General features: G+C 66.1%; 21 protein-coding genes and 1 pseudogene. 17 read left to right on the top strand and 5 right to left on the bottom strand.

Going from position 1 to position 24,199, the window contains the following annotated elements; translation table 11 throughout:
• Positions 1–83 precede the first annotated feature (83 nt).
• From JOE66_RS00560 to JOE66_RS00545, 4 genes are read left to right on the top strand one after another with little or no spacing between them, the layout of a single operon-like run.
• Positions 84–956 carry a fumarylacetoacetate hydrolase family protein gene (locus tag JOE66_RS00560; RefSeq protein WP_205106227.1) on the top strand — a complete coding sequence of 291 codons (873 nt, stop codon included), beginning with the start codon at positions 84–86 and terminating at the stop codon, positions 954–956.
• Positions 953–1,720 carry an SDR family NAD(P)-dependent oxidoreductase gene (locus tag JOE66_RS00555; RefSeq protein WP_307826979.1) on the top strand — a complete coding sequence of 256 codons (768 nt, stop codon included), beginning with the start codon at positions 953–955 and terminating at the stop codon, positions 1,718–1,720. Before JOE66_RS00560 ends, JOE66_RS00555 begins: the two co-directional genes overlap by 4 nt.
• A gap of 14 nt (positions 1,721–1,734) precedes the next feature.
• Positions 1,735–2,718 (top strand): aldo/keto reductase, encoded by a 984-nt coding sequence (locus JOE66_RS00550; protein WP_205106226.1) that lies wholly within the window; start codon positions 1,735–1,737, stop codon positions 2,716–2,718.
• Positions 2,715–3,611, top strand: a complete 897-nt coding sequence (locus JOE66_RS00545; protein ID WP_205106225.1) for an amidohydrolase family protein — start codon at positions 2,715–2,717, stop codon at positions 3,609–3,611. Before JOE66_RS00550 ends, JOE66_RS00545 begins: the two co-directional genes overlap by 4 nt.
• Here the strand turns inward: JOE66_RS00545 and JOE66_RS00540 are convergent.
• Complete coding sequence (locus JOE66_RS00540; protein ID WP_205106224.1) at positions 3,596–4,318, bottom strand: FadR/GntR family transcriptional regulator; 723 nt, start codon at positions 4,316–4,318, stop codon at positions 3,596–3,598. The genes JOE66_RS00545 and JOE66_RS00540 overlap by 16 nt on opposite strands.
• Positions 4,319–4,459: 141 nt before the next feature.
• On the opposite strand from JOE66_RS00540, the gene JOE66_RS00535 reads away from it, so the two are divergent.
• Positions 4,460–5,761: an L-fuconate dehydratase gene (locus JOE66_RS00535; RefSeq protein WP_205106223.1), complete on the top strand. Its 1,302-nt coding sequence runs from the start codon at positions 4,460–4,462 to the stop codon at positions 5,759–5,761.
• Positions 5,758–7,308: a glycoside hydrolase family 43 protein gene (locus tag JOE66_RS00530; protein WP_205106222.1), complete on the top strand. Its 1,551-nt coding sequence runs from the start codon at positions 5,758–5,760 to the stop codon at positions 7,306–7,308. The genes JOE66_RS00535 and JOE66_RS00530 overlap by 4 nt, the downstream gene beginning before the upstream one ends.
• Here JOE66_RS00530 and JOE66_RS00525 read toward each other — a convergent pair.
• Positions 7,283–8,305: a LacI family DNA-binding transcriptional regulator gene (locus tag JOE66_RS00525; RefSeq protein ID WP_205106221.1), complete on the bottom strand. Its 1,023-nt coding sequence runs from the start codon at positions 8,303–8,305 to the stop codon at positions 7,283–7,285. The genes JOE66_RS00530 and JOE66_RS00525 overlap by 26 nt on opposite strands.
• Before the next feature lie 135 nt (positions 8,306–8,440).
• Between JOE66_RS00525 and JOE66_RS00520 the strand changes: the two genes are divergently transcribed.
• The 9 genes from JOE66_RS00520 (at position 8,441) to JOE66_RS17520 (ending at position 20,283) form a co-directional block, all read left to right on the top strand.
• The gene (locus JOE66_RS00520) at positions 8,441–9,742 is read left to right on the top strand and encodes an ABC transporter substrate-binding protein (RefSeq protein WP_205106220.1); all 1,302 of its coding nucleotides are present in this window, start codon (positions 8,441–8,443) and stop codon (positions 9,740–9,742) included.
• A gap of 17 nt (positions 9,743–9,759) precedes the next feature.
• A complete protein-coding gene (locus tag JOE66_RS00515; protein WP_307826978.1) occupies positions 9,760–10,689 on the top strand; it encodes a carbohydrate ABC transporter permease in 930 nt (309 codons plus the stop codon).
• Complete coding sequence (locus tag JOE66_RS00510) at positions 10,686–11,504, top strand: carbohydrate ABC transporter permease (RefSeq protein WP_205106219.1); 819 nt, start codon at positions 10,686–10,688, stop codon at positions 11,502–11,504. Before JOE66_RS00515 ends, JOE66_RS00510 begins: the two co-directional genes overlap by 4 nt.
• Positions 11,505–13,895, top strand: a complete 2,391-nt coding sequence (locus JOE66_RS00505; protein WP_205106218.1) for a beta-xylosidase/alpha-l-arabinosidase — start codon at positions 11,505–11,507, stop codon at positions 13,893–13,895.
• Positions 13,888–16,305 (top strand): glycosyl hydrolase family 95 catalytic domain-containing protein, encoded by a 2,418-nt coding sequence (locus tag JOE66_RS00500; RefSeq protein WP_205106217.1) that lies wholly within the window; start codon positions 13,888–13,890, stop codon positions 16,303–16,305. The genes JOE66_RS00505 and JOE66_RS00500 overlap by 8 nt, the downstream gene beginning before the upstream one ends.
• The gene (locus tag JOE66_RS00495) at positions 16,302–17,552 is read left to right on the top strand and encodes a multidrug effflux MFS transporter (protein ID WP_205106216.1); all 1,251 of its coding nucleotides are present in this window, start codon (positions 16,302–16,304) and stop codon (positions 17,550–17,552) included. Before JOE66_RS00500 ends, JOE66_RS00495 begins: the two co-directional genes overlap by 4 nt.
• 54 nt (positions 17,553–17,606) lie before the next feature.
• Positions 17,607–18,800 carry a DNA alkylation repair protein gene (locus JOE66_RS00490; protein WP_205106215.1) on the top strand — a complete coding sequence of 398 codons (1,194 nt, stop codon included), beginning with the start codon at positions 17,607–17,609 and terminating at the stop codon, positions 18,798–18,800.
• Positions 18,801–18,992: 192 nt separating this feature from the next.
• Positions 18,993–19,763, top strand: a complete 771-nt coding sequence (locus JOE66_RS00485) for an HAD-IIB family hydrolase (protein WP_205106214.1) — start codon at positions 18,993–18,995, stop codon at positions 19,761–19,763.
• 97 nt (positions 19,764–19,860) lie between these two features.
• Positions 19,861–20,283 carry a TraR/DksA family transcriptional regulator gene (locus JOE66_RS17520; RefSeq protein WP_205106213.1) on the top strand — a complete coding sequence of 141 codons (423 nt, stop codon included), beginning with the start codon at positions 19,861–19,863 and terminating at the stop codon, positions 20,281–20,283.
• Positions 20,284–20,453: 170 nt separating this feature from the next.
• Here JOE66_RS17520 and JOE66_RS00475 read toward each other — a convergent pair.
• A pseudogene (locus tag JOE66_RS00475) lies at positions 20,454–20,902 on the bottom strand (MarR family winged helix-turn-helix transcriptional regulator).
• A gap of 52 nt (positions 20,903–20,954) precedes the next feature.
• Here JOE66_RS00475 and JOE66_RS00470 point away from each other — a divergent pair.
• On the top strand, positions 20,955–21,236 hold the full coding sequence (locus JOE66_RS00470) for a hypothetical protein (protein ID WP_205106212.1): 282 nt from the start codon (positions 20,955–20,957) through the stop codon (positions 21,234–21,236).
• A gap of 177 nt (positions 21,237–21,413) precedes the next feature.
• On the opposite strand, the gene JOE66_RS00465 is transcribed toward JOE66_RS00470, so the two are convergent.
• Together JOE66_RS00465 and JOE66_RS00460 are read right to left on the bottom strand one after the other, a co-directional pair.
• Positions 21,414–22,256: an alpha/beta fold hydrolase gene (locus tag JOE66_RS00465; protein ID WP_205106211.1), complete on the bottom strand. Its 843-nt coding sequence runs from the start codon at positions 22,254–22,256 to the stop codon at positions 21,414–21,416.
• 81 nt (positions 22,257–22,337) lie between these two features.
• On the bottom strand, positions 22,338–22,598 hold the full coding sequence (locus JOE66_RS00460; protein WP_205106210.1) for a hypothetical protein: 261 nt from the start codon (positions 22,596–22,598) through the stop codon (positions 22,338–22,340).
• Between JOE66_RS00460 and JOE66_RS00455 the strand changes: the two genes are divergently transcribed.
• Positions 22,597–24,195 carry a hypothetical protein gene (locus tag JOE66_RS00455; RefSeq protein ID WP_205106209.1) on the top strand — a complete coding sequence of 533 codons (1,599 nt, stop codon included), beginning with the start codon at positions 22,597–22,599 and terminating at the stop codon, positions 24,193–24,195. The two genes, JOE66_RS00460 and JOE66_RS00455, sit on opposite strands and share 2 nt — an antisense overlap.
• The last annotated feature ends 4 nt before the right edge of the window (positions 24,196–24,199 follow it).

Here is a 24,199-nt window from a genome sequence, read left to right as displayed (position 1 = left end):
ATCAGCACGGTATCTCTCTCAATCTTCTCAATGACATATGATGTATCTGTCGTTCGTCATGAACCGAGAAGTGTGAGGTCACAGTGAAGTTTCTGCGGTTGGGCCCCCCAGGCCTGGAAGCACCTGCGGTGATGGATGATCGCGGGCAGTTGTTCGACATCTCGACGATCACCGACGACATCACCGGGTCATTCCTTGAACGTGGAGGCATCGAACAGGTGCAGATCGCTCTGGACCAGGGCGGTTTGACGGCGATCGACGATCCGGGCGACGGCACGGGCCAGCGGATCGGCGCACCGATTGCGAGACCGGGTGCGGTCGTCTGTGTGGGCATGAACTACGCAGCCCACGCTGCCGAATCAGGCGCGGAGCCTCCCACAGAGCCGGTGATCTTCTTCAAACACCCGAACACCGTCGTCGGGCCCTACGACACCGTTCTCCTTCCTCCAGGGTCGGTGAAGACCGACTGGGAGGTCGAACTCGGCCTGGTGATCGGCAGACGCGCGCGATACCTGCAGAGCCACGCAGAGGCTCTGGCATCCATTGCCGGTTTCACCATTTCGAACGATGTCTCTGAGCGCGAATACCAGTTGGAGATCTCCGGTGGCCAGTGGAGCAAGGGCAAGTGCGCCGAGACGTTCAATCCCCTGGGGCCGTGGCTCGTACCGACCGCTGAAGTCGGGGACGGGAGCGGGCTGCGTCTCGCGTCGGCAGTGAATGGCGAGCCCCGCCAGGACTCGACGACCAGCGATCTGATCTTCGCCTGCGCCGACATCGTGCTGCGCCTCAGCCAGTACATGGTGCTCGAGCCGGGAGACCTCATCAACACCGGCACCCCGGAGGGCGTGGCTCTCTCTGGCCGGTTCCCCTACCTCAGCGACGGCGACGAATACACCTCCACGATCACCGGGCTGGGCGCCCAGCGCCAGCTCATCAGGCAAGGAACCACACTGTGACCGATTCCCGTATCCCCCTGCCGTACGAAGGGCTCGTCGCTGCGGTGACGGGAGGCGCATCCGGGCTCGGCACGGCCATCGCCAGGGAGCTGAGCAGTCGCGGCGCGACTGTGTACTGTCTCGATCTCACGATCGAGAGGGTCGAGTTGCCCCTGGTCGGCATCGTCTGCGACATCGGCAGCTCGTCGAGTGTCGAGGCAGCGATCGACGAGGTCATCAGGCAAGCACACCAGCTCGACATCGTCGTCGCGAACGCGGGCATCGGGGCACAGGGTGACATCGAGGCGAACGACGACGAGGAGTGGGCGCGCGTTCTGAACGTCAACGTCATCGGCTCCGCCCGCACGGTGCGAGCGGCCATGCCACACCTGCGCCGGTCATCCGCCGCGGCCATCGTGTTCACCTCATCGATCGCGGCATCGGCGGGGCTGCCTGACCGGGCCCTCTACTCGGCGTCGAAGGGCGCGATCTCAGCCCTGACTCGTGCCGTGGCAGTCGATTGCCTGCCGTATGGCATCCGCGTGAATGCCGTCGCGCCGGGTACGGCCGACACCCCGTGGGTGGGGCGGCTTCTCGACGGAGCGAAAGACCCGCAGGCCGAGCGGGCGGCGCTGGAGAACCGGCAGCCCACAAAGCGCCTTGTTCGTCCCGAAGAAGTCGCGGAGGCCGTCGCCTACCTGGCGTCGCCGAGCTCGGGCAGCACGAACGGTATCATTCTCGCTGTCGACGGCGGCATGGATTCGCTCCGCCCGCGACCCGCGTGAATCGAAGGGTCATTGTGAAACACCGCACAGTGCGTGGGCTCGACGTCTCCGAGTTGGGCCTCGGAGCCGCGCAGTTCGGCAACCTGTACCGCGCGACGAGCGATGCCGAGGTCGAGGGCGCCGTCAGCGAGGCGTGGGAAGCGGGCATCCGGTACTTCGACACAGCCCCGCACTACGGCCTCGGGCTCTCGGAACGGCGGCTCGGCAGAGAGCTTCGTGCGCACCCGCGTCATGAGTACGTGTTGTCGACCAAAGTCGGCAGGCTCCTCGTCGCGAACCCCGCTGGTGCCCATACCCGCGATGACGAGGGGTTCGATGTGCCCGCTTCGTTGCGACGCAAGTGGGACTTCTCGGCCGACGGGGTACGGCGCTCGCTCGAGCAGAGCCTCGAACGCCTGGGCCTTGACCGAGTCGACATCGTCTACCTCCACGACCCAGACGACCACCTCGACCAGGCGATCGCCGAGGCCCTGCCCGCTCTGGCTCGCCTTCGCGACGAGGGAGTGATCACGGCCATCGGCGCAGGCATGAATGACTCCGCAGCACTGGCGAGAATCGTCGCTGAGAGCGATGTCGACGTTGTGATGTGCGCCGGTCGCTACACACTCCTGGAACAGGGTGCGCTCGACGATCTGCTGCCGGCAGCCGAGCACCGCGGAGTCGGCGTCGTCATCGCCGGCGTCTACAACTCAGGCCTTCTGGCGCAGAGGCGTCCACCGGCAGACGCCAAGTTCGACTACCTTCCTGCCCCGCCCGAGCTCATCGAGCGCGCAAACCGCATCGCCGACATCTGCGAGAGCCATTCTGTGACGCTGCCGGAAGCTGCCTTGGCGTTCCCCCTGCAGCACTCCTCCACGGCCTCGGTGGTGGTCGGTGCCCGCACGGCTGGGCAGGTCAGGGGCACGATCGAACGTGCTGGGGCCTCGATACCAGTCGGTCTCTGGAGCGACCTGGTCTCGGCCGGCCTGCTCCGCGAAGAATCGGTCGGCTCTGCGTGAGAGACACCCGCATCGACGCTCACCTGCACGTCTGGGATCCCGGCCGTGTGCACTACGCCTGGCTCGGGGCCCAACACGCACCGATAGACCGCCCGATGCATTTCGAGGATGCGGCACCGCTGCTCGCGCGGTCGGGACTCGACGCGGCGATCCTGGTGCAGTCTGCCGACAATTCGGCTGACACGGAGTACATGCTCGACGTTGCGGAGCGATGGCCGCGGATCGTGGGCGTCGTGGGCTGGATTCCACTCGACCAACCGGAGCAGGCCGAGCACGAGCTCAACCGATTGCACCGGAATGAGCTGGTGGTGGGCATCCGGAATCTGATTCACGACCAAGAGGATGCCGACTGGCTGAGGAGACCCGAGGTCATGGACGGGCTGAGACTTCTCGAAGCGAGCGGGACCCCGTTCGACCTCGTCGCCGAACTGCCGCGTCACCTGCAGCACGTGCAATGGATGTCTGAGCGTTTTCCCGCCCTGGACATCGTGATCGACCACCTCGGCAAACCTCCGATCGGGCGTTCAGACGACACCCCTGAGGCATGGTGGAGACTCCTTCGTGATGCCGCAGAGAACCCTCGCGTCCATGCCAAGGTCTCCGGCCTGTATTCCGCCGAGGGCCACACTTCGGCGTGGACCCCGGAGGCGGTCGCGCCCTTCTTCGATCGTGCTCTCGAGGCGTTCGGGGCGGAGCGTCTCATGTTCGGCGGCGACTGGCCCGTCTGCGAGCTCGCCGGCGGCTACGACCGCGTGTGGTCTGCACTCTCGTCGCTCATCGGCGAGTTATCGCCGACAGAAGCAGGCCGGATGCTCGGCGGAACGGCGGCCGAGTTCTACACCCTCGACCCCGCTCGTCTCGAACGCGCGAGGCTCGCTCAGACAGCCGTCTGATCGGGTTCGTGCTCGGCGAGGAATTCCTCGACGGCGAGAAGGTGTGCGCCCATCCTCAGCTGGGCAGCCTCGGGATCACGCTTGGCGATCGACGCGAGAATGGCCCGGTGTTCGGCGAGCGTCACAAACAGTGCGTTCTCGTCAGCGATTGCGCGCCAGAGCCTCCCGCGCACCGTGCGGCTCGAGAGCGCCTCGATCAGGGCAGCAAGCACGGCATTGCCGGAATTGGCGGAGATGAGCCGATGGAATTCGATGTCGCAGTCCAGCGCGGTCTCATGGTCAATCGGGTCGGAGCTGATGGCGACCTCGCTGCGGTCCAGGATGCGGGACGCTTCGTCGAGCTGCGACTGCGTCATCTGTGACACCGCCCGGCCCGCTGCAGCCGTCTCGAGGATTCGCCGCACGGTGTGCACGTTCTCGATGCCGGCGGCGTGCTGGAGATCGACGACGAACCCCATCGGCGCGAGCAGTAGTGAGGGGTCAAGGGCCGTCACAAATGTTCCGGCGCCCTGGCGGGTCTCCAGAACACCCATGATCGACAGCGCCCTCACACCTTCGCGCAGTGAACCTCGTGACACGTTCAGACGAGGCGCCAGATCTTTCTCGATCGGCAGCCGGGCACCCGGGGTCAGTTCCCCGTCGAGGATCATCTGCTTGATGCCGAAGACCACGACATCTGTTTGAGAGAGCGACGATTCATCAGACATATCCGAAGTTTAGCCAATTCCGGCATTTCTTCTGAATGAAATCGCTATTCTCCATTATTCATCTGATCTATACTGGATCGGTCCGGCTTGAGCGGGCCAATTCAGAACCGAATTCATCGATACATCTAATCAAAGGCGCCCATGACCCAGATCACGAGAGTGAGCGTGCACGACGTTCGCTTCCCCACGTCGCTGTCGGCAGACGGATCCGATGCGATGAATAAAGATGGTGACTATTCGGCCGCCTACGTCATCCTGCACACGGACGATGCCTCGCTGAGTGGGTTCGGGTTCACCTTCACGATCGGTCGGGGCAACGACATCTGCGTTCTGGCTGCCCGGCAGCGTGCCGAACCGCTCATCGGCCGCGATGTCGACGACCTGCTCGACGACCTGGGCGGGGCGTACCGCGAGCTCAAGTCCGACTCGCAGCTCCGCTGGCTCGGGCCCGAGAAGGGCGTCGAACATCTGGCGATGGCAGCAGTCATGAATGCGCTGTGGGACTTGGCCGCCCGGCGCGCGGGCAAGCCGCTCTGGAGACTGCTCGCCGACATGTCACCCGAGCAACTCGTCGACGTCGCAGACCTCCAGTACCTCTCTGACGCGCTCACGAGAGAGGAAGCGATGGCCATCCTCCAGAGACAGGCTCCGACCCGCCAGGAGAGGATCACGCAGCTCGAAGCCAGCGGCTACCCGTGCTACACCACCAGCGCCGGGTGGCTGGGGTATTCGGATGAGAAGCTGCGCCGGTTGTGCCAGGAGGCCGTCGATGCGGGCTACCGGCACATCAAACTCAAAGTGGGGGCGAATCTCGACGACGACATCAGGCGCTGTTCGATCGCCCGTGAGGTGATCGGCGACGACGCGAACCTCATGATCGATGCGAACCAGGTCTGGGACGTGCCTGTTGCCATCGAATGGGTCAACGCGCTGGCGCAGTTCCGGCCCCTCTGGATCGAGGAACCGACCAGCCCGGACGACATTCTGGGTCATGCGGCCGTGCGCCGGGCCGTCGCCCCTGTGGGTGTCGCCACCGGAGAACACGGCATGAACCGGGTGCTCTTCAAGCAGATGTTCCAGGCCGAAGCAATCGATTTCTGCCAACTCGACTCCGCCAGACTTGCCAGCATCAACGAAATACTCTCGGTGTACCTCATGGCCCAGAAGTTCGGGGTCCCTGTGTGCCCGCATGCTGGCGGGGTGGGCCTGTGCGAACTCGTCCAGCACCTCTCGGTGTTCGACTACGTCGCGATCTCGGGCTCGCTGGAGAACCGCGTGACCGAATACGTCGACCACCTGCATGAGCATTTCGTCGAGCCTTGCGTCGTCACCGACGGAGCGTACCGGCTCCCCCAGGCGCCGGGGTACAGTGCAGAAATGTACGACAGCACCATCGAGGAATTCTCCTACCCGTCGGGCAGCTACTGGGCTGGCAGGCGATGACGCCCGTCGCCACGGGTGCAACTCCCGTGCTCCCGGGCCTCTACCCCGATCCCTCGGTGTGCCGCGTCGGTTCGCTGTACTACCTTGTGAACTCGACGTTCCACTATCAGCCGGGGCTCCCGCTTCATTCGAGCACCGACCTGGTGACGTGGCATCAGCTCGGCAACGTCGTGACCGGCGAGCTCATCGACCTGCGCGAAGCACCCGACTCCGGCGGGCTCTATGCCCCGACCATCCGCCATCACCGGGGGGTCTTCTACATTGTCTGCACCGTCGTCGGTACCCCGACGGGTGCTGGGTCGTTCTACACCAGCGCAACCGACCCGGCCGGCCCATGGTCGGCGCCGGTGTTCCTCCCCGACGCGGTCGGCATGGACCCGGACCTGTTCTTCGACGGCGACGATGCCTGGTGGGCCGGCTGCCGACTCGTCGAACACGGGGAGTACGAGGGCCAGACCGAGATCTGGCTCCGTCGTCTCGATCTGAACGATGAACGGCTCGTCGGCCAGGAATTCGTCATCTGGAATGGTGCCGTCAAGGGCGGCGTCTGGTCGGAGGGCCCGCACCTCTACAAACGCGACGGCTGGTTCTACCTGCTGACCGCCGAGGGCGGCACCGAGGGCAACCACTCTGTTGTAGTGGCGCGATCGCGTTCGATCACGGGGCCCTACGAAGGCTGCCCCCGAAACCCGGTCTTCACCCACCGGAACCTCGGCACCGACTACCCCGTGCAGTGCGTCGGCCACGCCGACCTCGTCGAGAACGCCGACGGCAACTGGTTCGCCCTCCTGCTCGGCACACGGCCAGCGAGCGGGCACACGCTTCTCGGCCGCGAGACGTTCGCCGTTCCCGTCGCCTGGGAGCAGGGCTGGCCCGTCTTCAATCCCGGAGTCGGTATGCTCAGCGACGCCCTGCGGGAAGAGCGTGGCACCGGCGTCGAGCCCTTCAGCTACCACCTCGACCTGACGGGCGCGACTGCACCAGACGGGGGATGGCTGGCACCCCGCAGCAACCCCCGACTGGGCGCTCCCTCTGAACGCGGCCTGCCGCTTCTGGGCGGCCCCGACGTCAACGATGCGGGCGAATCAGGGTTCGTCGGGCGCCGGCTGGCGCACCACGGTGTCGATATCACCGCCATTGTCGTGCCACCGGATGATCTGGCCGCCCGTGCCGAATTCGGTCTGTTGTTCCTCCAGAACTCGTCACACAATGCCAGGCTCGCAGTGACGCTCGAACACGGAACCGCCTCCTGCGCGGTGGTCGAGACGGCTGGTGGTGTGAGCACGGTCGTCGCTCAGAGTTCGGTACCTGTCGATGACGGAGGCCGGGCGGGCATGAGCCTCATCGGCCGACTCTCAGGCGATAATGTCGAGTTCCGCCTGGCACACAGAGGCAGCGTCACGACGATCGGCGTGGCAGATGCCCGCATTCTCAGTACGGAAACGGCAGGCGGCTTCATCGGCAGCCTCGTCGGGCCATACTTCACGACCTCTTCGGGAGGCCCACTCCACCTCGCTGCCTTCAGCTACGAGGTGCCGCGCAGCTGAGGCGAGAAACCAGGCTGGTGGCGAGGTCGAGACGAACCGTGTCGACCTTCTCACCACTGGCCAGGCGAACCACCAGCCGCGTGGCCTGCTCAGCCATCTCGGCAAGCGGCTGACGGATCGTCGTCAAGGGCGGGCCAAGCCATGCCGATGCCTGGAGGTCGTCGTACCCGACGACAGACAGGTCGCGCGGAATCGTCAGGCCACGCTCGCGAGCAGCCTCGTACACGCCCATCGCCTGCAGATCGCTGCCAGCGAAGATGGCCGTCGGCGGTTCGGCCAGGCCGAGAAGCTCCCTGGCGCCGGCCGCACCACCCTCGACGTGGAAGTCACCTTCACGCACGAGCGCTGGATCGAAGGGGATCCCCGCCTCCTGGAGTGCTGCGCGGTAGCCGTCGACGCGCGCACGAGAACACATGATGTCATCGGGGCCGCTGATCATGCCGATTCGACGGTGCCCCAGCGAGACGAGATGCCGTGTCGCCGAGAGGCCCCCGGCCCAGTTCGCCGAGCCGATGGCAGGAACGTCTGGAGCCGGGTCGCCCGCGGGATCCACGATGACGAAGGGGATGTCCCGGGTACGCAGTTTGGCTTTCTCGTCGGCCGTCAAGTCGGAGAACACCAGTATGACCCCCAGCGGGCGGCGCTCCAGCACGCCCGCTATCCATCTCGTTCCGGGCGAGTGACGGTCGCCGCTCTCTGTAAGGATGAGACTCAGGTCCATCTGCCGAACGACACGCTCGACGCCGCGGATGACCTCGATCGCCCACGCGGAGTCGAGTTCATGAAAGACGAGCTCGATCATCTTCGATCGCTTGCGAACCGCTCGAGGCTCGTACCCCTGGTGCGCCAGAAGTGCCTCGACCCTCTCGCGGGTGCTCTGGGCGACGTCGGATCGACCATTGAGGACCTTCGACACGGTGGCAATCGATACTCCGGCATCGAGTGCGATGCGATCGAGCCGAACTTCGTTGCGGGCATCATTGCCGTTCTTTGCCATGCGTCCAATCAATCTGGTTTTCGAGAGAGAATAAGGGGTCGAATTTTCAGTTGACGCCGCAATTCATCTGACCTATAGTGACAACAGTCCAATCACATTTCGACTATAACATCGAAACTTTCGAAAGGTTCAACGTTGAACATCAAGAACAAGCGGGTCAAGGCACTCGTTTCGCTCGGAATTGCAGGCTCATTGGTGCTCGGCCTCGGCGCGTGCGCGTCGTCGGGCGGTGCAGCAGGTGGAGGAGACAAGAGCATCCAGTTGTGGGTGCTCCAGGACCAGCTCGACTCGGCCCAGAAGGCGGCCGTCGAAACGTTCAACAAGACCTCCGACGTGAAGATCGTGTACAACGAGATCGCGAACGACGGCTACCAGGACAAGGTCCGCACCGCGATGGGCTCGAACCAGGCGCCGGACATCTTCTTCAACTGGTCGGGCGGCAGCATCCGTGACTACGTCGACGCCGGAAAGCTCCTCAGCCTCGACGACGCGATCGCAAAGGACCCGTCATTCAAAGACGCGTTCGTCCCCTCGATCTTCGATGTCGGGCAGATCGACGGCAAGCAGTACGCCGTCCCGATGCGCGGCACCCAGCCGGTCGTGATGTTCTACAACAAGTCAGTGCTGTCGTCTGCCGGGGTCACGGCCCCGACGAGCATGGCCGACGTGATGGCCGACATCCCCAAGCTCGCAGCTGCGGGCGTGACGCCATTCGCCCTCGCCGGCGCCGGATCATGGACCGAACTGATGTGGCTGGAATACCTGGTCGACCGCATCGGCGGCCCCGAAGTCTTCAAGAAGATCGAAGGCGGAGACACCACCGGATGGTCTGACCCCGCGATCCTCGAAGCCGCCACGCAGATCAAGACCCTCGTCGATGCCGGCGCCTTCGGTACCAACTTCGGATCAGTCAACTACGGCTCTGGCGGCACGTCGACTCTCCTTGCTGAGGGTCGGGCCGGCATGCAGCTCATGGGTACCTGGGAATTCGCGACCCAGTTGGGCGAGAACCCCGACTTCGCGAAGAACGATCTCGGCTATGTGGCGTTCCCCTCCGTCGCCGGCGGTGCCGGAGACCCCAGCGACGTCGTCGGCAATCCGTCGAACTACTTCTCGGTCAACTCTGCGACGAAGTACCCTGACACGGCAATCGCGTTCCTGAAATCGCTCTCGTCAGCCGAATACACGGATGCCCTGCTCGCCGGTGGCGAAGTTCCGACAACCACGGCCACCGCCACCAAACTCGACACGACGCCGAACCCCGACTTCGCGAACTTCCAGTTCGACCTCGTGAAGAATGCGCCCAGCTTCCAGCTCTCCTGGGACCAGGCCATCAGCCCCACCATTTCAGCACCGCTCCTCACCGAGTTGCAGAAGTTGTTCAACGGCCAGGACACGCCGGAACAGTTCGTGGCCGCCGTACTGGCGCTCAAGTAACCACAAGGAAGTCAACCGTGAGCACTCGCACCATGACGTTGCCACGGCACAAGACACAGAGTTCGGTCGGCCTGTCAGTAGGTCGGCCGAGCTCTCTGTGGATTCTGCCGGGCACCCTGTTCTTCGCCCTCTTCGCGGTCGTACCGCTGGTGGGAGTCGCCTATCTCTCGTTCACCTCGTGGAACGGGCTCGGCACACCGGAATTCACCGGACTGGACAATTGGGCGAAGCTCTTCAGCGACCCGGTCATGCCCCAGGCCATCGGCATCACGCTGGTTCTCCTCGTCGGCACGATCGTTGTGCAGGTTCCGCTCAGCTTGCTGCTGGGGGTGTGGGCGGCCGGCTTCCAGAAGAACCGCGCGGTGCTGTCTGCCATCTATTTCCTCCCGCTTCTGCTCTCGTCGGCTGCCACGGCGATCATGTGGAAACAGCTGCTCGACCCGAACTTCGGAATTCCGAGCCAACTGGCCAAGATCTTCGGCGGTGACGGCAGCTTTCTCGGTACGCTGACGGGCGCGGTCGCCGCGCTCATCATCGTCTCGAGCTGGCAGTTCATCCCGTTCCACACACTGATCTACCAGGGTGCCGCCCGGGCGATCTCGCCGACTCTGTACCAAGCCGCCTCGATCGACGGCGCGGGCACCGTGCGCTCCTTCTTCGCGATCACCCTGCCGCAGCTGCGCAACGCCATGGTGACGTCGACCGTGCTCATGGTCGTCGGCGGCCTCACCGCCTTCGACCTGGTGCTGATCCTGACCCAAGGCGGCCCGGGCACCGACACCACAACGCTCCCCTACCTGATGTACAAGACGGCCTTCAAGGGCTTCGATATGGGCTACGGAAGCGCGATCGCGCTGCTGCTCGTGATTGTGGCCACCCTGGTCTCCATCGCGATGGTGCGACTCACCGGTTACGACAAGATGACCAGCACCCAGGAGGGGCTATGAGACCGCGCACGAACATCTTCGCCGGATTCGGCTCGATCCTCTGGCTGATCGTGGTCGGCGTGCCGCTGTACGTCGTACTCTCGGCCTCGCTCCAGCCCCGCTCCTCCTACCTCAAGGGTGGGCCCCTCTCTCTTCCGAGTTCACTCACGCTCGAGAACTACGCCTCCGTCTTCCAGAACGGATTCCTGCTCTACCTGCTCAACACCGTCCTCGTCGGCATCGGTGTCGTCGCCCTCGTGCTGGTGCTCGTTCTGCCGCTGGCCTACGGGGTTGTGCGGGGCCGGGGCCGCATCAATATGGCGACGTTCCGGGTGTTCCTGCTCGGCCTCGCGATCCCCTCGCAGGCCGTGATCATTCCGCTCTTCCTTCTGATCAACCAGCTCGGCCTGTACGACACCCTCTGGGCGATCATCCTGCCGACTGCTGCCTTCTCACTGCCTGTCAGTGTGCTGATCCTCACCGGCAGCATGCGTGACATCTCGAATGAACTGTACGAGGCGATGACGCTCGACGGCGCGAGCCCCAGCAAGATCTTCTTCACGCTCGTTCTGCCGCTCTCGAAGTCGGGCATCTCGACCATTGCGGTCTTCACCGCACTCCAGGCGTGGAACGGGTTCCTCTTCCCTCTGATCCTCACGCAGTCGCAGGGTACGAAAGTCGTCACCCTCGGCCTCTTCACCTTCATCAACCAGTACGGTGCCAACGTGCCCGGGCTTCTCGCCGCGGTCATTCTCTCGGCGCTGCCGATCCTGGTCGTCTACCTGTTCGCCCGGCGCGCCCTGGTCTCCGGTCTCATGGGCGTGGGGGGAAAGTAGATGACCCTCGAGAAGCCACCGACGCTCGACACCGTGCCGGTCTGGCAGGATGCTGCGCTCACCGTCACCGAACGGGTCGACTACCTGCTCCAGAACATGACCCTCGAAGAGAAGGTCGGCCAACTCTATGGAGTCTGGGTCGGCGCCTCCGCCGATGGTGGCGACGTCGCGCCGCACCAACACGACATGGAGGAGACGCTCGACCTCGACGATCTCCTCCCGAACGGGCTCGGCCAACTCACCCGCCCCTTCGGCACCGCCCCGGTCGATGCCGCAGTGGGTGCGATCTCGCTCACCACCAGCCAGCGACGAATCATGGCGGCCAGCCGTTTCGGCATACCGGCGGTGGCCCATGAGGAGTGCCTCGCCGGCTTCACCGCCTGGGGCGCGACGGCCTACCCCGTGCCATTGACCTGGGGTGCGACGTTCAACCCCGACATCGTGAGGGCGATGGCGGCCCAGATCGGCACAAGTATGCGTGCGGTGGGCGTGCACCAGGGCCTGGCCCCTGTGCTCGATGTGACCCGCGACCCGCGCTGGGGCCGAACCGAAGAGACCATCGGCGAAGACCCGCACCTCGTCGGAACAATTGCCACGGCCTACATCCAGGGTCTCGAATCGGCAGGTATCGTCGCCACGCTCAAGCATTTCGTCGGATACTCTGCCTCGAAAGCCGCCCGCAACCTGGCGCCGGTCTCTGTGGGCCACCGCGAACTGCACGACGTCCTGCTCGCCCCGTTCGAGATGGCGATCAAGCACAGCGGAGTGCGATCGGTCATGCATGCCTACACCGACATCGACGGCGTACCCACGGCCGCCGACGCATCGCTGCTCACCAGGCTCCTGCGCGAGAGATGGGGCTTCGACGGAACGGTCGTCGCCGACTACTTCGGCATCGCCTTCCTGCACACCCTCCACCGGGTGGCACCGACGCTGGGCGACGCAGCCGCCCTCGCGCTCACCGCCGGGGTCGACGTCGAACTCCCCACCCGCAAGGCCTTCGGTGCGCCGCTGCTCGATGCCCTCGACCGGGGCCGCATTGCCGAGTCCTATGTCGACCGGGCTGCACGGCGCGTGCTCCGGCAGAAGATCGAGCTCGGTCTTCTCGATCACACCTGGGACGCGCTGCCTGAAGGCTTCAGCGAGAGCGATCTGGCTGACCCCGGCGCGAACGTCGGCCGCATCACGCTCGACCCGCCCTCGCACCGCGAAACCGCGAGGGCGATCGCCGAGCAGGGCCTTGTGCTGGTGAAGAACGACGGCCTCCTGCCGCTTGATCCCGCCTCGGCCCCTGCCCGCATTGCGATCATCGGGCCGAGCGCGTCAGATGCACTGACCCTGCTGGGCTGCTATTCGTTTCCGGCACACGTCGGCTCGCATCATCCTGATGTGGCGCTCGGTGTCGAGATCCGGACCGTGGCCGAGGCCGTTCGCACCGAGTACCCGAACAGCGAGATCATCGTTGCCGAAGGCTGCTCGATAGACGGAGACGACCGCTCCCACGTCGCGGCCGCCGCCGAGCTCGCCCGCACGGCCGACCTCGTGATCGCTGTCGTCGGTGACAGGGCCGGCCTGTTCGGCCGTGGCACCTCGGGCGAGGGCTGCGATGCGCCATCACTGCAGCTTCCCGGGGTGCAGGAGGAGCTCGTCGCAGCCCTCAGCAGCCAGGGAACACCCGTCGTACTGGTCGCCGTCGCCGGTCGCCCGTACGCCCTCGGTTCGCTGGTCGACGGCCTCGCCGCGGTCATCCAGACGTTCTTCCCCGGCGAAGAGGGTGCCGGCGCCATCGCGGGAGCCATCAGCGGGAGGGTCAACCCCTCTGGCCGGCTCCCCGTGAGCATTCCGGCGCTGCCGGGCTCGCAGCCGTCCACCTACCTGCAAGCACCCCTTGCCGGGCCGAGCGAGGTGTCGAACATCGACCCCACTGCGCTGTTCCCGTTCGGCCACGGTTTGGGCTACACAAGCTTCGACTGGGACCGGCCACGAGTGGGCGGTCGCCCGGTCGGTGAGTCGTTCTCGCTCGCGACCGACGCCTCAACCCGCGTCAGCGTCACGGTCACGAACACCGGGCAGCGCGCCGGTGCCGATGTCGTGCAGCTGTACCTGCACCGTGATTCGGCCCAGGTCGTCCAACCAGCGAGCCGCCTGATCGGCTATTCGCGGGTCGAGCTCGACCCCGGGCAGAGCACGACGGTGTCATTCGACGTCAGTGCCGAGCTCACCGCATTCACCGGGCTCTCCAGGGAATGGACCGTGCAGCAGGGCGACATCGAACTGCGGCTCGGGCGCTCGAGTTCCGAAACGGCGTACGCCATTCCCGTCACCCTCGTCGGTGGCGACCGGATGCTCGACCACACTCGAATCGTCTTGTGCCCGGTGACCCATGGCTGAACCGGTCGGCCCGCAAGGGTTCACCAGCACCACCCAGGCCCTATCCTGGGCAGACGGGATCGTCTCCGGCAGCGGCACGGTCGGCGCCGTCATCTACGGCACACCGGTGCAGCACCGCATCACTTTCGCCCACGAGCAGTTCTTTCTGCCCGCCAACCGTCGTTCACCGGCACCAGACATGAAGGCGAGTCTCAGCGAGCTGAGGCGCGCGTTGTTCGAGGGCGACTCCAGCACCGCTTCCGAGATCATGCTCGGGGCGGCGGCCGACGGAGATGCTCCGGCTGAACTGATCTGGACCGACCCGCTGGTGCCCTGTGCGTCAGTGTCGTGGCGGCCCGATGCGCCGAGCGAACCCGGGCAGTATCTCCGCACCGTCGACTTCACCACGGGCGAGGCCACCGTGGAGTGGGGCGGAGAAGGGCATCGCCAGTCGATCTCGACCCTTGCCGTTCGATCATCGTCGCGCGTCGTCATCACGATCCGGTCTGAGCGCGATGCGACCGGAACCCTGGCCATCTCGAACGAGAATGTCGTGGAGCCGAGCGGAGTGGGCGTGGGGGCCGTCGACTACCTCGATTTCGTGACCTCTCTGGCCGGCGCCACCGACCGCGCCCTCTGGCTAGATCTTCGCGCACCCGGGCGCGAAGCGGGAACCGCCGCCGGAGTGCTGACGACGGTTCGTTTCACCGGCACCGGCCGTGTTGTGACGGCGGGTGGCGACGAGGGTGCGGTGCGCCTCACGGTCAGCCCCGATCATCCCCTCGTCATCGAAGTGCAGGTCACTCCGTATCCGCTCTCGGGGCGTGAACTTCCCCCCGTGCTGCCCGGATTCTCGCCCAGCGCCGAAACGCCGGAGCAGGCACTCAGCCAGCAGCGCTCGAGCCACGGGTCTCTCATGGCTGCGAGTTCTTTCACCCTCGGCCGAGGCGATGGATGCCCACACCCCTCCACCCTCACCTCGGAACAGCTCTTCGAAGAAGCCCGGCGCGAGAACGCGACCACAGACGCGGTGAACGCCGTCATCGAAACGGCTTTCGCTGCCGGCCGGCACACTATCATCTCCTCGACCGGCGCCCTGCCACCCACGCTCCAGGGCGTGTGGCAGGGCACCTGGACACCGGCGTGGTCTGCTGACTACACGCTCAACGGCAACGTGCAGAACGGAGCGATCGCCGCCCTGGCGTCGACCGGGAACCCCGAGCTGCTCCTGCCGTACTTCGACCTGGTCGGAGCCTTCACCGACGACTACGTCGAGAACGCCGCGCGACTCTATGCTGCCGAGGGCTATCTCCTCAACGCCCGTGCCACGACACACGGCCGCGCGAACCACTTCGTTGCCGACTACCCGCATCTGTTCTGGGTCGGGGCGGGAGGGTGGGCGCTGCGCTTCGCCTTCGACTACTTCAGCACCACCGGAGACATCGCCTTTCTCCGCGAGTGGGCCTGGCCGTTTGCGCAACAGGTTCTCCGGTTCTACGAGACAGCACTCGTCGAGCACGAGGGCGCCCTGCACATCGTGCCGTCGTACTCCCCCGAGAACCTTCCCGGCGGCCGCACGAGCCCCCTGGCCGTCGACGCCACCTGCGACGTTGCGATCATCCGGGATGCCGTGGCGATCGGGCTGGAGTTCGCGCGGGTTCTCGACGACCACCGGTTCAGTTCTGCGTGGTCGCACCTGCGCGATTCCCTGCCTCCGTACCTGGTGGCGCCTGACGGCACGGTGGCCGAGTGGCTCGACCCGCAGTACGCCAACCGCCTCGAACACCGGCATACCTCGCAGCTCTACCCGCTCTGGTATGGCATCGATGACGCCTTCAACACGCCGGAGCTGCGAGCGGCGGCCCGACTCACGATCGAGCAGAAACTCGCCTGGCGCCTGGAAGACCCGACTCCGCCGCCGGGTCGGATGGAGATGGCATTCGGTCTCGTGCAACTCGGCCTCGCCGCGAGCGCCCTGGGCGAATCCGAGCTGGCATTGAGCTGTGTGGTGCTACTCGCCCGAGACCACTGGAAACCCAACATGGTCTCCACGCACGACGCGGGCGTGATCTTCAACGTCGATGCGAGCGGAGGCCTGCCCGCGCTCGCCTCGAGCATGATCATCCGATCGCAGCCCGGAATTCTCGGGCTCTTTCCCGCGCTTCCCGAGAGCTGGAGCAGCGGCGAGATCCGCGGCTTCACGGCGCGAGGCGGAATCCGCATCGACCGCCTGGCCTGGGCACCGGGCGGTGCAGAGTTCGAGATCAGCACGGTGGAGGGCAGCGAGGCCAGCCGCACGAGTGACATCCTGACAGTGCAGACGGCGCGCGACGGCGCTGTCGAGAGTGCCGAGCTTCTGACCCAGGCCTCGCCGCGAGGGTTTCGACTCGACCTCACGTCGGGCAGGGCATCCGGGCGACTGCGCTGGTGACGGGTGCGAGCGTCGCCCTCCGTCACCCCCGCTCCCTCGTCATCGTGCTCGGGATGCTCGTGGCCCTCGGCCCCTTCACCATCGACCTCTATCTGCCGGCCTTCCCGGCGATACAGCACGATTTCGACACCACGCCGGCCGCGATCACGCTGACGCTCACCGGAGCCACGCTGGGGTTCGGCATCGGCCAGCTCATCGTGGGACCCCTCAGCGATTCGGTGGGGCGCAGGGTTCCTCTGATCGTGTCGATCGCCCTGCACATCGTTGCGAGCGCGGGAGCAGCCAGCGCGCTGTCGGTCGAATCGCTGACGGCATTCCGCGTGGCGCAGGGCATGGGCGTCACCGCAACCGGCGTCGTCGTGATCGCCATCGCGCGAGACCTGTTTTCGGGCCAGCGACTGGTGCAGACGCTGGCGAACGTGGCGGTGATCAGCGGGATCGCACCCATCGCCGCCCCCGTGTTCGGGTCGCAGCTTCTGCGGATCACCGACTGGCGGGGTACCTTTCTGGTCATCTGCGGTTATGCCGTGGTTGCGTTCGTGCTGGTGATGCTGCTCGTGCCTGAGACCTTGCGGCCCGAGTTCCGATCACGATTGCGACTGCCGGTGGTTCTGGGCCGCTACCGGGCGCTCGGGCGCGACCCGGGCTTCGCGGGCATCGCTGTCGTCGGGGCGCTGACCTGGTCGGCCCTGTTCAGTTACCTGGCGGCCTCGTCATTCCTGTTCCAGAACGTCTACGCGCTTGATGCCCAGCAGTACGGGCTCATCTTCGCGGGAAACGCCGTGGTGGGCCTGGCGGCGGGCCAGAACACGTCGCGGGTGCTCATCCCGCGATTCGGGGCGGAGCGCGTGCTCACAGCGGCCATGGTCGGACTTCTCGGCGCGGCGGGCGCGGTGGCTCTGAGCGCGATCGCAGCGGCTGGCGGACTCCTGGCGTTCATCGCTGCGCTGATGGCGGTGGTCGTCTGCTGCGCCTGCGCTATGCCGTGCCTGCAGATCCTGGGGCTGCAGCACCAGGCCGCACAGGCCGGCACCGCCGCCTCGGTGCTCGGGGGTGCCAACTTCTGCGTCGCAGGCCTGGTGACGCCGCTCGTCGGGGTGCTCGGCGTCACCACTGCCCTGCCGCTCGCCGCCATCATCGGCTCCTCTGCGGTTCTCGCTCTGATGACCCGGCTTGTGTTTCGTCGTATCTCTCACCTCGCCGTCGTCCGCGCCGGTACCCCTGGCGCCCACCGCGCGTTCGAGTAACCGGGCACTTCTCGGCGGAGCGGGAACGTCGGCGGCATGCGACAGTATTGGCCCATGCCCACTGCAGACGAACTCCTCGGGCCAGGCGTGCTCACGAGCCTCATCGACGTGCTCGAGAGCGTTCGGCCCGGGCATCCGTTCAGCGCCCTGCGGGCGTGTGCTGGTTCACTCCCAGCGCTCAGCCTGCGAGAGCGCAGCGACCTGCTGAAAGACGCGATCCTCGTCGACCTGCCGGGCACTGCGGCCGAGCTCGACGGCGTCATCCACACGGCGCTGAAGAGTCCCCGTTTCACGGGGTGGATGATCTGGCCGGTGTCGGAGGCGGTGAGCACGAGGGCGCTGGAGGCCGGCCGGCGCGTCGAAGCGCGTTCTGGCGTGGAGGAGGGAGCGGGTTCAACCACGGGTGCGAACACGTCGTTCGACGAAGACCCCGGCTCGGCATTCGACGCAGCCCTCGCCCTGCTTGCCGAACTCACCCCACGGTTGACGGCCGAATTCGCCATCAGGCCGCTGCTGCGCGCAGACCTGCCGCGAGCGCTCCCACACGTCCAGGCCTGGACCGCCCACCCCGATGAACACGTTCGGCGGTTGGCGAGCGAGGGCACTCGCGCCTTTCTGCCCTGGGCCACCCGTGTGCCCGGGTTGCTCGAGCGGCCAGAGAGCACGGTGCCGATCATCCACGCCCTCTATCGCGACGAGAGTGAGTACGTGCGTCGATCGGTCGCGAACCACCTGAACGACCTCAGCCGGCAGAACCCCGACCTCGCTGCTTCGATCGCCGCCGAATGGATGCTCGCGGCCGACGCAAACACGGCCCGCCTCGTGAAGCACGGCCTCCGCAGCCTCGTGAAGAAGGGGCACCCCGCCACCCTGGCGTTGTTCGGCTTCGATCCCGGGCACGGGGTGAGCGTGTCGGGCCCTGCGCTCGGGGCATACACTGTGGCGGTCGGCGACGAGCTGCCGTTCTCCGTCAGGCTGCAGAACCCGACGGCCAAACCAGCTCGGCTCGTGATCGACTACGTGGTCCACCATCGCAAGGCGAACGGCACCCAGACGGCGAAGGTGTTCAAGCTGACGACGATGGTGCTGCAGCCGGGTGCCTCTGTTGAGCTCTCGCGGCGGCACTCGTTCAAACGCATCACCACGCGCGTCTACCACCCCGGCGTCCACTCCATCGAGGTGCAGCTGAACGGCAAAGCGTCAGGCCGGGTCGACTTCGAACTCGCGCCAGAGCGCGCGGGCAAGTGAACCGAAGAACGCAAAATCGCGCTCGGGGCGTTCGTCGAATACTCTAGAGGCGTTGCGTGGGTGCTCAGGCTGAATTCGGCGCCGCCCCGCGCGTGCGCCGGCAGACAGGCCAGACTCCCTCCCCCTGCGCACGGCACACGAGAACTCCGCAGTACCTGACCGCAGACTCCCTGAACCGAAGGAAACCCCTCCGTGACGACACTCCCCCGGCTTGTAGCGTTCGACCTCGACGACACGCTCGCCCCCTCGAAGTCCCCGCTCGACCCCGCAATGGCCGAACTGCTGGTGCGCCTTCTTGACGTGACAGAGGTGTGCATCATCTCGGGCGGCCAGATCGCCCAGTTCACCTCGCAGGTCATCGAGAACCTGCAGGGCGCCAGTGACGAAGCGCTCTCGCACCTGCACATGATGCCCACCTGCGGCACCCAGTACTACCTGCACCAGAACAGCGGCTGGAACCAGATCTACGCCGAGAACCTGACCGAAGACGAGAAGGCCCGCGCCCTCGCGGTCGTGGAGCGAGTCGCCCGCTCGCTCGGCTACTGGGAGGCAAAGACCTGGGGGCCCATCCTCGAAGACCGGGGCTCGCAGATCACCTTCTCCGCTCTCGGGCAGGCGGCCCCCGTGTCGGAGAAGACCGCGTGGGACCCGACGGGTGAGAAGAAGAACACCCTCCGCGAGGCCGCCCAGGCCGAACTCCCCGACCTCGAAGTGCGGTCAGGCGGCTCGACGTCGGTCGACATCACCCGCCAGGGCATCGACAAGGCCTACGGCATGAAGAAGCTGGCTGAACTCACGGGCATCCCCCTCGACGACATGATCTTCGTGGGCGACCGGCTCGACGAGAACGGGAACGACTACCCCGTCAAGGCGCTGGGCGTCGAGTGTGTCGCGGTCGAAGGCTGGCCAGACACCGCCGCGTACCTCGAAGAGCTCATCCCGCAGTTCGCGCCGCGCTCATAGGGCGTGTTTTGCACCGAGTCCGGCGCTGCGGGGGTCGCCTCCCCCGAGACCGCTCGCTGCGCCGTGAGAATCCTGCGCCGAAATGAGGCCGGCACACGTGCCTCATAACGACGCAGCGGACACAGAAGACAGCTTCGAGCGCAGGATGACCGGGGCCGAGCGTGCGCGTCTGCACGGCGAGCTCCGGCACCAGCGCGACACCCTCACGGCAGAACTGCAGCGTTCGGCGCAGTCACTCGCCTCGGTGCGCGAGGCTCGGAGCGGGAGAGACGCCGATGACGAGCACGACCCCGAGGGGGCGACCCTGTCGCAGGAGTGGTCGCGTATCGCCGGCCTGGATTCCGAACTCGTCTCCCGCTCCGAGACCCTCGACCGTGCGCTTGCACGCATGGCCGACGGAACCTTCGGCACGTGCATCCGCTGCGACCAACAGATCGGCTTCGCGCGGCTCGAGGCCGTGCCCGCTGCAGAACTCTGCATAACCTGCGCCCGCGAGATCGCAGGCCGAACGCACGCGTAGAGCGTGCCGCTGGCGGCCCACTGGAACACCGAACCCTGGGTGCGCAGAAACGTCCCCGAATCGCCACTTTTGAGGACGTTTCGCCGCACCTAGCGCGCCTCACCACGGTGCAGCGGACTCACGACCACGCTGACTCGGGCCCGCACCGGGCTCACGTGCGCGACCGGCGGTCAGACGGTGGATGCCGACGCGATGACCCCGTGCAGCATCGACCTCAGCTGCTCCAGCTCGGGCACCGACATGGCCAGCGCGCCTGCGATCCGCGGCGGGATGGTGAGCGCCTCGGCGCGCAGGGCGCGACCTGAATCGGTAAGCGTGATGTCGAGCATCCGTTCGTCGGTTCCGCTGCGCTCGCGCCTGACGTAGCCAGCTGCCTCGAGTCGTTTGAGCAACGGCGAGAGTGTCGCCGGCTCAAGCCGAAGGGTCGCGGCCAGGTCTTTCACCGACCGGGGGCTGCCTGCCAGAGCGCCAGCATCACGAGGTACTGCGGGTGCGTCAGCCCCATCGGCTCGAGGATGGGGCGGTAGAGGCCGATCACCGTGCGCGCGGCAATCGCCAGCGCGAAGCACACCTGGTTCTCCAGGCTCAGGATGTTCGGCTCGACCGCATCCTCGCTCATGTCGATTCCTCTCACCGGGCCCATCTCCACATTTAGTTAGTACACTAACAGAATGAGCACCACGTCCACCGACGACACAGCGGCGTCACCGTCTGAGCGCGCAAAGCCCCACAAGATCAGCGTGAAAGAAGCCGGTGGCCTGGGCAATTGGCTGAACGAGCGGCTGTTTCCGTACCTCGGGCCGCCGCCACTCGGGCCGTTCGACACAGCAACGCCCGACGACAGGGCACGCGCGGCCCTCGCCAGCGCGTGCCCCCTCTGTGGTGCGCCGATGAACGCTCACGACGTCGACCGCAGCGGCGAGCGCACCCAGTTGCACTGCCCCCAGCCCTGAATTCAGACGACACCGCCCGAGGCGAGACACGTGGACCGGGGATCGAGGCTTCGTCGCCCCCATCTCGAAGGTGAGTCGCGTGCGCCGTAGTGAGGCCGGCACACGCGCCTCACCATGGCAGGAGGCTCACGACGCTGCCCCCGCGGCACGGGCGGGCCGGGCCGCGCGGGCCCGCGGTTAGCCCTTCACGAACGCCAGCAGGTGCTCGTTGACCTCGGCCGCGTGCGTCGCGAGCAACCCGTGCGGTGCACCCGGTATCTCGACGTAGTCCGCTTCGGGAAACACCTCGTGGAAGACCCGGCCGGTCGAGTCGATGGGTAGGATCCGATCCCCTGTTCCCTGCAGGATGAGCGCTGGTACCCCCGAGGCCCGAACGGCCGCCACGTCGGGCCGGAAATCCTCGATCCAGCTCGGCACGACGGCATAGGCCGCACTGGGTGCACTGGTCGTCGCGGTGTTCCAGGAGGCGTCGACGGTCTGCTGGCTGATCCGTGAGCCGAGGTTCTCGTCGAGGTTGTAGAAATCCTGGTAGAAACCGGTGAACCAGGCGAACCTGTCGGCCTTCGCGTTGGCTTCGATGCCGTCGAAGACCGACTGGGGTACACCGGTCGGGTTGTCGTCGGTCTGCAGCAGGAACGGCTCCAGCGGCGCGAGGAAGGCCACCTTCGCCACCCGCGCGGCTCCATAGGTACCCACATACCGCCCCACCTCGCCGGTGCCCATCGAGAACCCGACCAGAATCGCGTCACTCAGCTCGAGTGTGGTGAGCACTGTGTCGAGGTCGGCCGCGAACGTCGCATAGTCGTACCCCACCGTCGGCTGGCTCGACTTGCCGAAGCCGCGGCGGTCGTAGGTGATGACCCGGAACCCGGCATCCAGCAGCACGGCCGTCTGCTTCTCCCACGAGCGCCCGTCAAGCGGGTACCCGTGAATGAGCACGACAGCCTGCCCCGAGCCGTGGTCCTCGTAGTAGAGGTCGATGCTGGTCGAATTCTCCTGGCCGACGGTGATGTATCCCATGATGTGTCCTTTCGACGGCTGGCGAACGAAGCGCCTGCCTTGGGTGCGTGGGTGAGCACTTCGCGCCATCCACTCCTGACTTCAACCCAACGCGTCGGTGTCCGACTTCGCAAGGGCCAGCCGACAAATCAGGCGAATGTTCACCCAACGGAGAAAGTCGCTGTGGGGGATGCTCACCGACATCTGGCTCGCGCCGACAGGGCCCCGGGCATCCGGCTGTCGCCCTAGTCGGCTGATCTGCCCAGCAGCATGCTGCGCTCGGCTCGCCAGCACCGCTACTCTGCTCGTGAGGGGTACTCGCTTGTTGCGACGCGCTCCGGATGATCGGAGGAGAGTCGCCATGGCACGACTGTCGAATGCGCAGCTCGAGCAGCTTGTCGAGCAGCTCGAAGACGAGAAGAACGTGCTGCGCGACGAGCGCGATGCAGCGGCAGCGAAGGCAGAGGCAGAGGCGACCGCGAGGCGTGCTGCTGAGACGGCAGCAGCCGAATCGACCGCGGCCGCCTCAGCTGCTTCGGCCGCCGCCGCCTCTGCCGCCGCCGCGCCCAAGGGGCGCAAACCCAGAGGCAGGGGCTGGACTGTTCTCGCCACGGCCCTGATCGTCATCGGCGCGCTGCTCTCCCCGGTCGCCGTCGTCGCCAACTGGGCGAAACTGCAGCTCAGCGACACAAACGCATTCGTCGACACCTTCGCTCCGCTCGCCGACGACCCGGGCGTACAGGACTACATCACCGCCCAGGTGGTCATCGCGATCGACAACCAGATCCACATCGACAAGCTCACCTCCGACGTCTTCGATTCCATTTCGAATCTCGGCCTGCCACCCGTGGCAACCACTGCGCTCGGCGCATTCAAGGGTGTCGCTGCAAATGGCATCCGTACGCTGATGACCAATGCCGTCGGCACCTTTGTCAGGTCCGATGCCTTCGCGGCGATCTGGCGGCAGGCGCTCACCACCAGCCACCAGCAGCTCATCGACGCGATGAATGGTGACCCGAACGCCGCACTCACGATCAGCGGCACCGGCGAGGTGGGCATTCAACTCGGCCCGATCATCGACCAGGTCAAGACGGTGCTGGTGAACCAGGGAATCACCTTCGCCCAGAACATCCCCACCATCAACAAGACCATCGTCGTTGCGCAGTCGGATTCGGTCGTCAAGGCGCAGCTCGGTTATCGGGCTGCCGTTGCGGCCGGCGCCTGGCTCCCCTGGCTCGCTCTGCTCTTTCTGGTTGCCGGAGTCGTCGTGGCTCGGCGTCGCACGGTAGCGATGATCTGGGCCGCTATCGCCCTCGCGCTTGCCATGGGGTTGATCATCGCCGGCGTACCCATCGGTGAGCTGATCTTCGTGGGTTCGGTCTCGCCTCAGTACGTACCGAGCAACGTGGCTGGGACCCTCTACGAGCACATTCTGGCCCTGGCCCAGAACAGCGCCATCGCGGTCGCCGTGCTCGCGCTCACGATCGCCATCATCGGCTTCGCCACAGGGCCATTCCGGGTCTCGCGCGCGGCCCGGAGCCTGGCCGAGTCGGGGGCGTCGAAGGCCCGCGGCGCCGTCGCCAAGCGTGGCGTCACCAGTGGCAGGGTCGGGGTGTGGCTGTACCGGTACCGCTACATCACGCGAAGTGCCCTGGCCGTGATCGGTGCGGCGATCATCCTCCTCACCCGGCCGCTGTCACCGGGCCTCATCATCGGAACTGCCGTGTGGATCGTGGTGGTGCTGATCGTTCTCGAGCTGCTCCAACGACCCCCGGCAGAGGTCGCGGCGTATGAAGCCCTGCCCGCCGCGGAGACCCGGGCCGCACTCGGCACCGACTCCACCTCCAGCGCGGGCACGGGCATCGAGTTCAGCGACGCCGACACCGTCGAGATCGGGCCGAACGTCACCGCCGTGATTCCGGCTGACGCCGAGCAGGGTTCCGGCGAGCGCACCAGCTGAGCCG

This window comes from Subtercola frigoramans (genome assembly GCF_016907385.1).
GTDB lineage: Bacteria > Actinomycetota > Actinomycetes > Actinomycetales > Microbacteriaceae > Subtercola > Subtercola frigoramans.
This window is presented reverse-complemented; position numbering and strand designations above follow the sequence as displayed.

What these genes read in the sequence shown, in the direction of transcription:
- JOE66_RS00540 (WP_205106224.1), bottom strand. Translation starts at nt 4,318, where the DNA reads ATGTCTGATGAATCGTCGCTCTCTCAAACAGATGTCGTGGTCTTCGGC.
- JOE66_RS00535 (WP_205106223.1), top strand. Translation starts at nt 4,460, where the DNA reads ATGACCCAGATCACGAGAGTGAGCGTGCACGACGTTCGCTTCCCCACG.
- JOE66_RS00530 (WP_205106222.1), top strand. Translation starts at nt 5,758, where the DNA reads ATGACGCCCGTCGCCACGGGTGCAACTCCCGTGCTCCCGGGCCTCTAC.
- JOE66_RS00525 (WP_205106221.1), bottom strand. Translation starts at nt 8,305, where the DNA reads ATGGCAAAGAACGGCAATGATGCCCGCAACGAAGTTCGGCTCGATCGC.
- JOE66_RS00510 (WP_205106219.1), top strand. Translation starts at nt 10,686, where the DNA reads ATGAGACCGCGCACGAACATCTTCGCCGGATTCGGCTCGATCCTCTGG.
- JOE66_RS00505 (WP_205106218.1), top strand. Translation starts at nt 11,505, where the DNA reads ATGACCCTCGAGAAGCCACCGACGCTCGACACCGTGCCGGTCTGGCAG.
- JOE66_RS00500 (WP_205106217.1), top strand. Translation starts at nt 13,888, where the DNA reads ATGGCTGAACCGGTCGGCCCGCAAGGGTTCACCAGCACCACCCAGGCC.
- JOE66_RS00490 (WP_205106215.1), top strand. Translation starts at nt 17,607, where the DNA reads ATGCCCACTGCAGACGAACTCCTCGGGCCAGGCGTGCTCACGAGCCTC.
- JOE66_RS00470 (WP_205106212.1), top strand. Translation starts at nt 20,955, where the DNA reads ATGAGCACCACGTCCACCGACGACACAGCGGCGTCACCGTCTGAGCGC.
- JOE66_RS00465 (WP_205106211.1), bottom strand. Translation starts at nt 22,256, where the DNA reads ATGGGATACATCACCGTCGGCCAGGAGAATTCGACCAGCATCGACCTC.
- JOE66_RS00455 (WP_205106209.1), top strand. Translation starts at nt 22,597, where the DNA reads ATGGCACGACTGTCGAATGCGCAGCTCGAGCAGCTTGTCGAGCAGCTC.
- JOE66_RS00460 (WP_205106210.1), bottom strand. Translation starts at nt 22,598, where the DNA reads ATGGCGACTCTCCTCCGATCATCCGGAGCGCGTCGCAACAAGCGAGTA.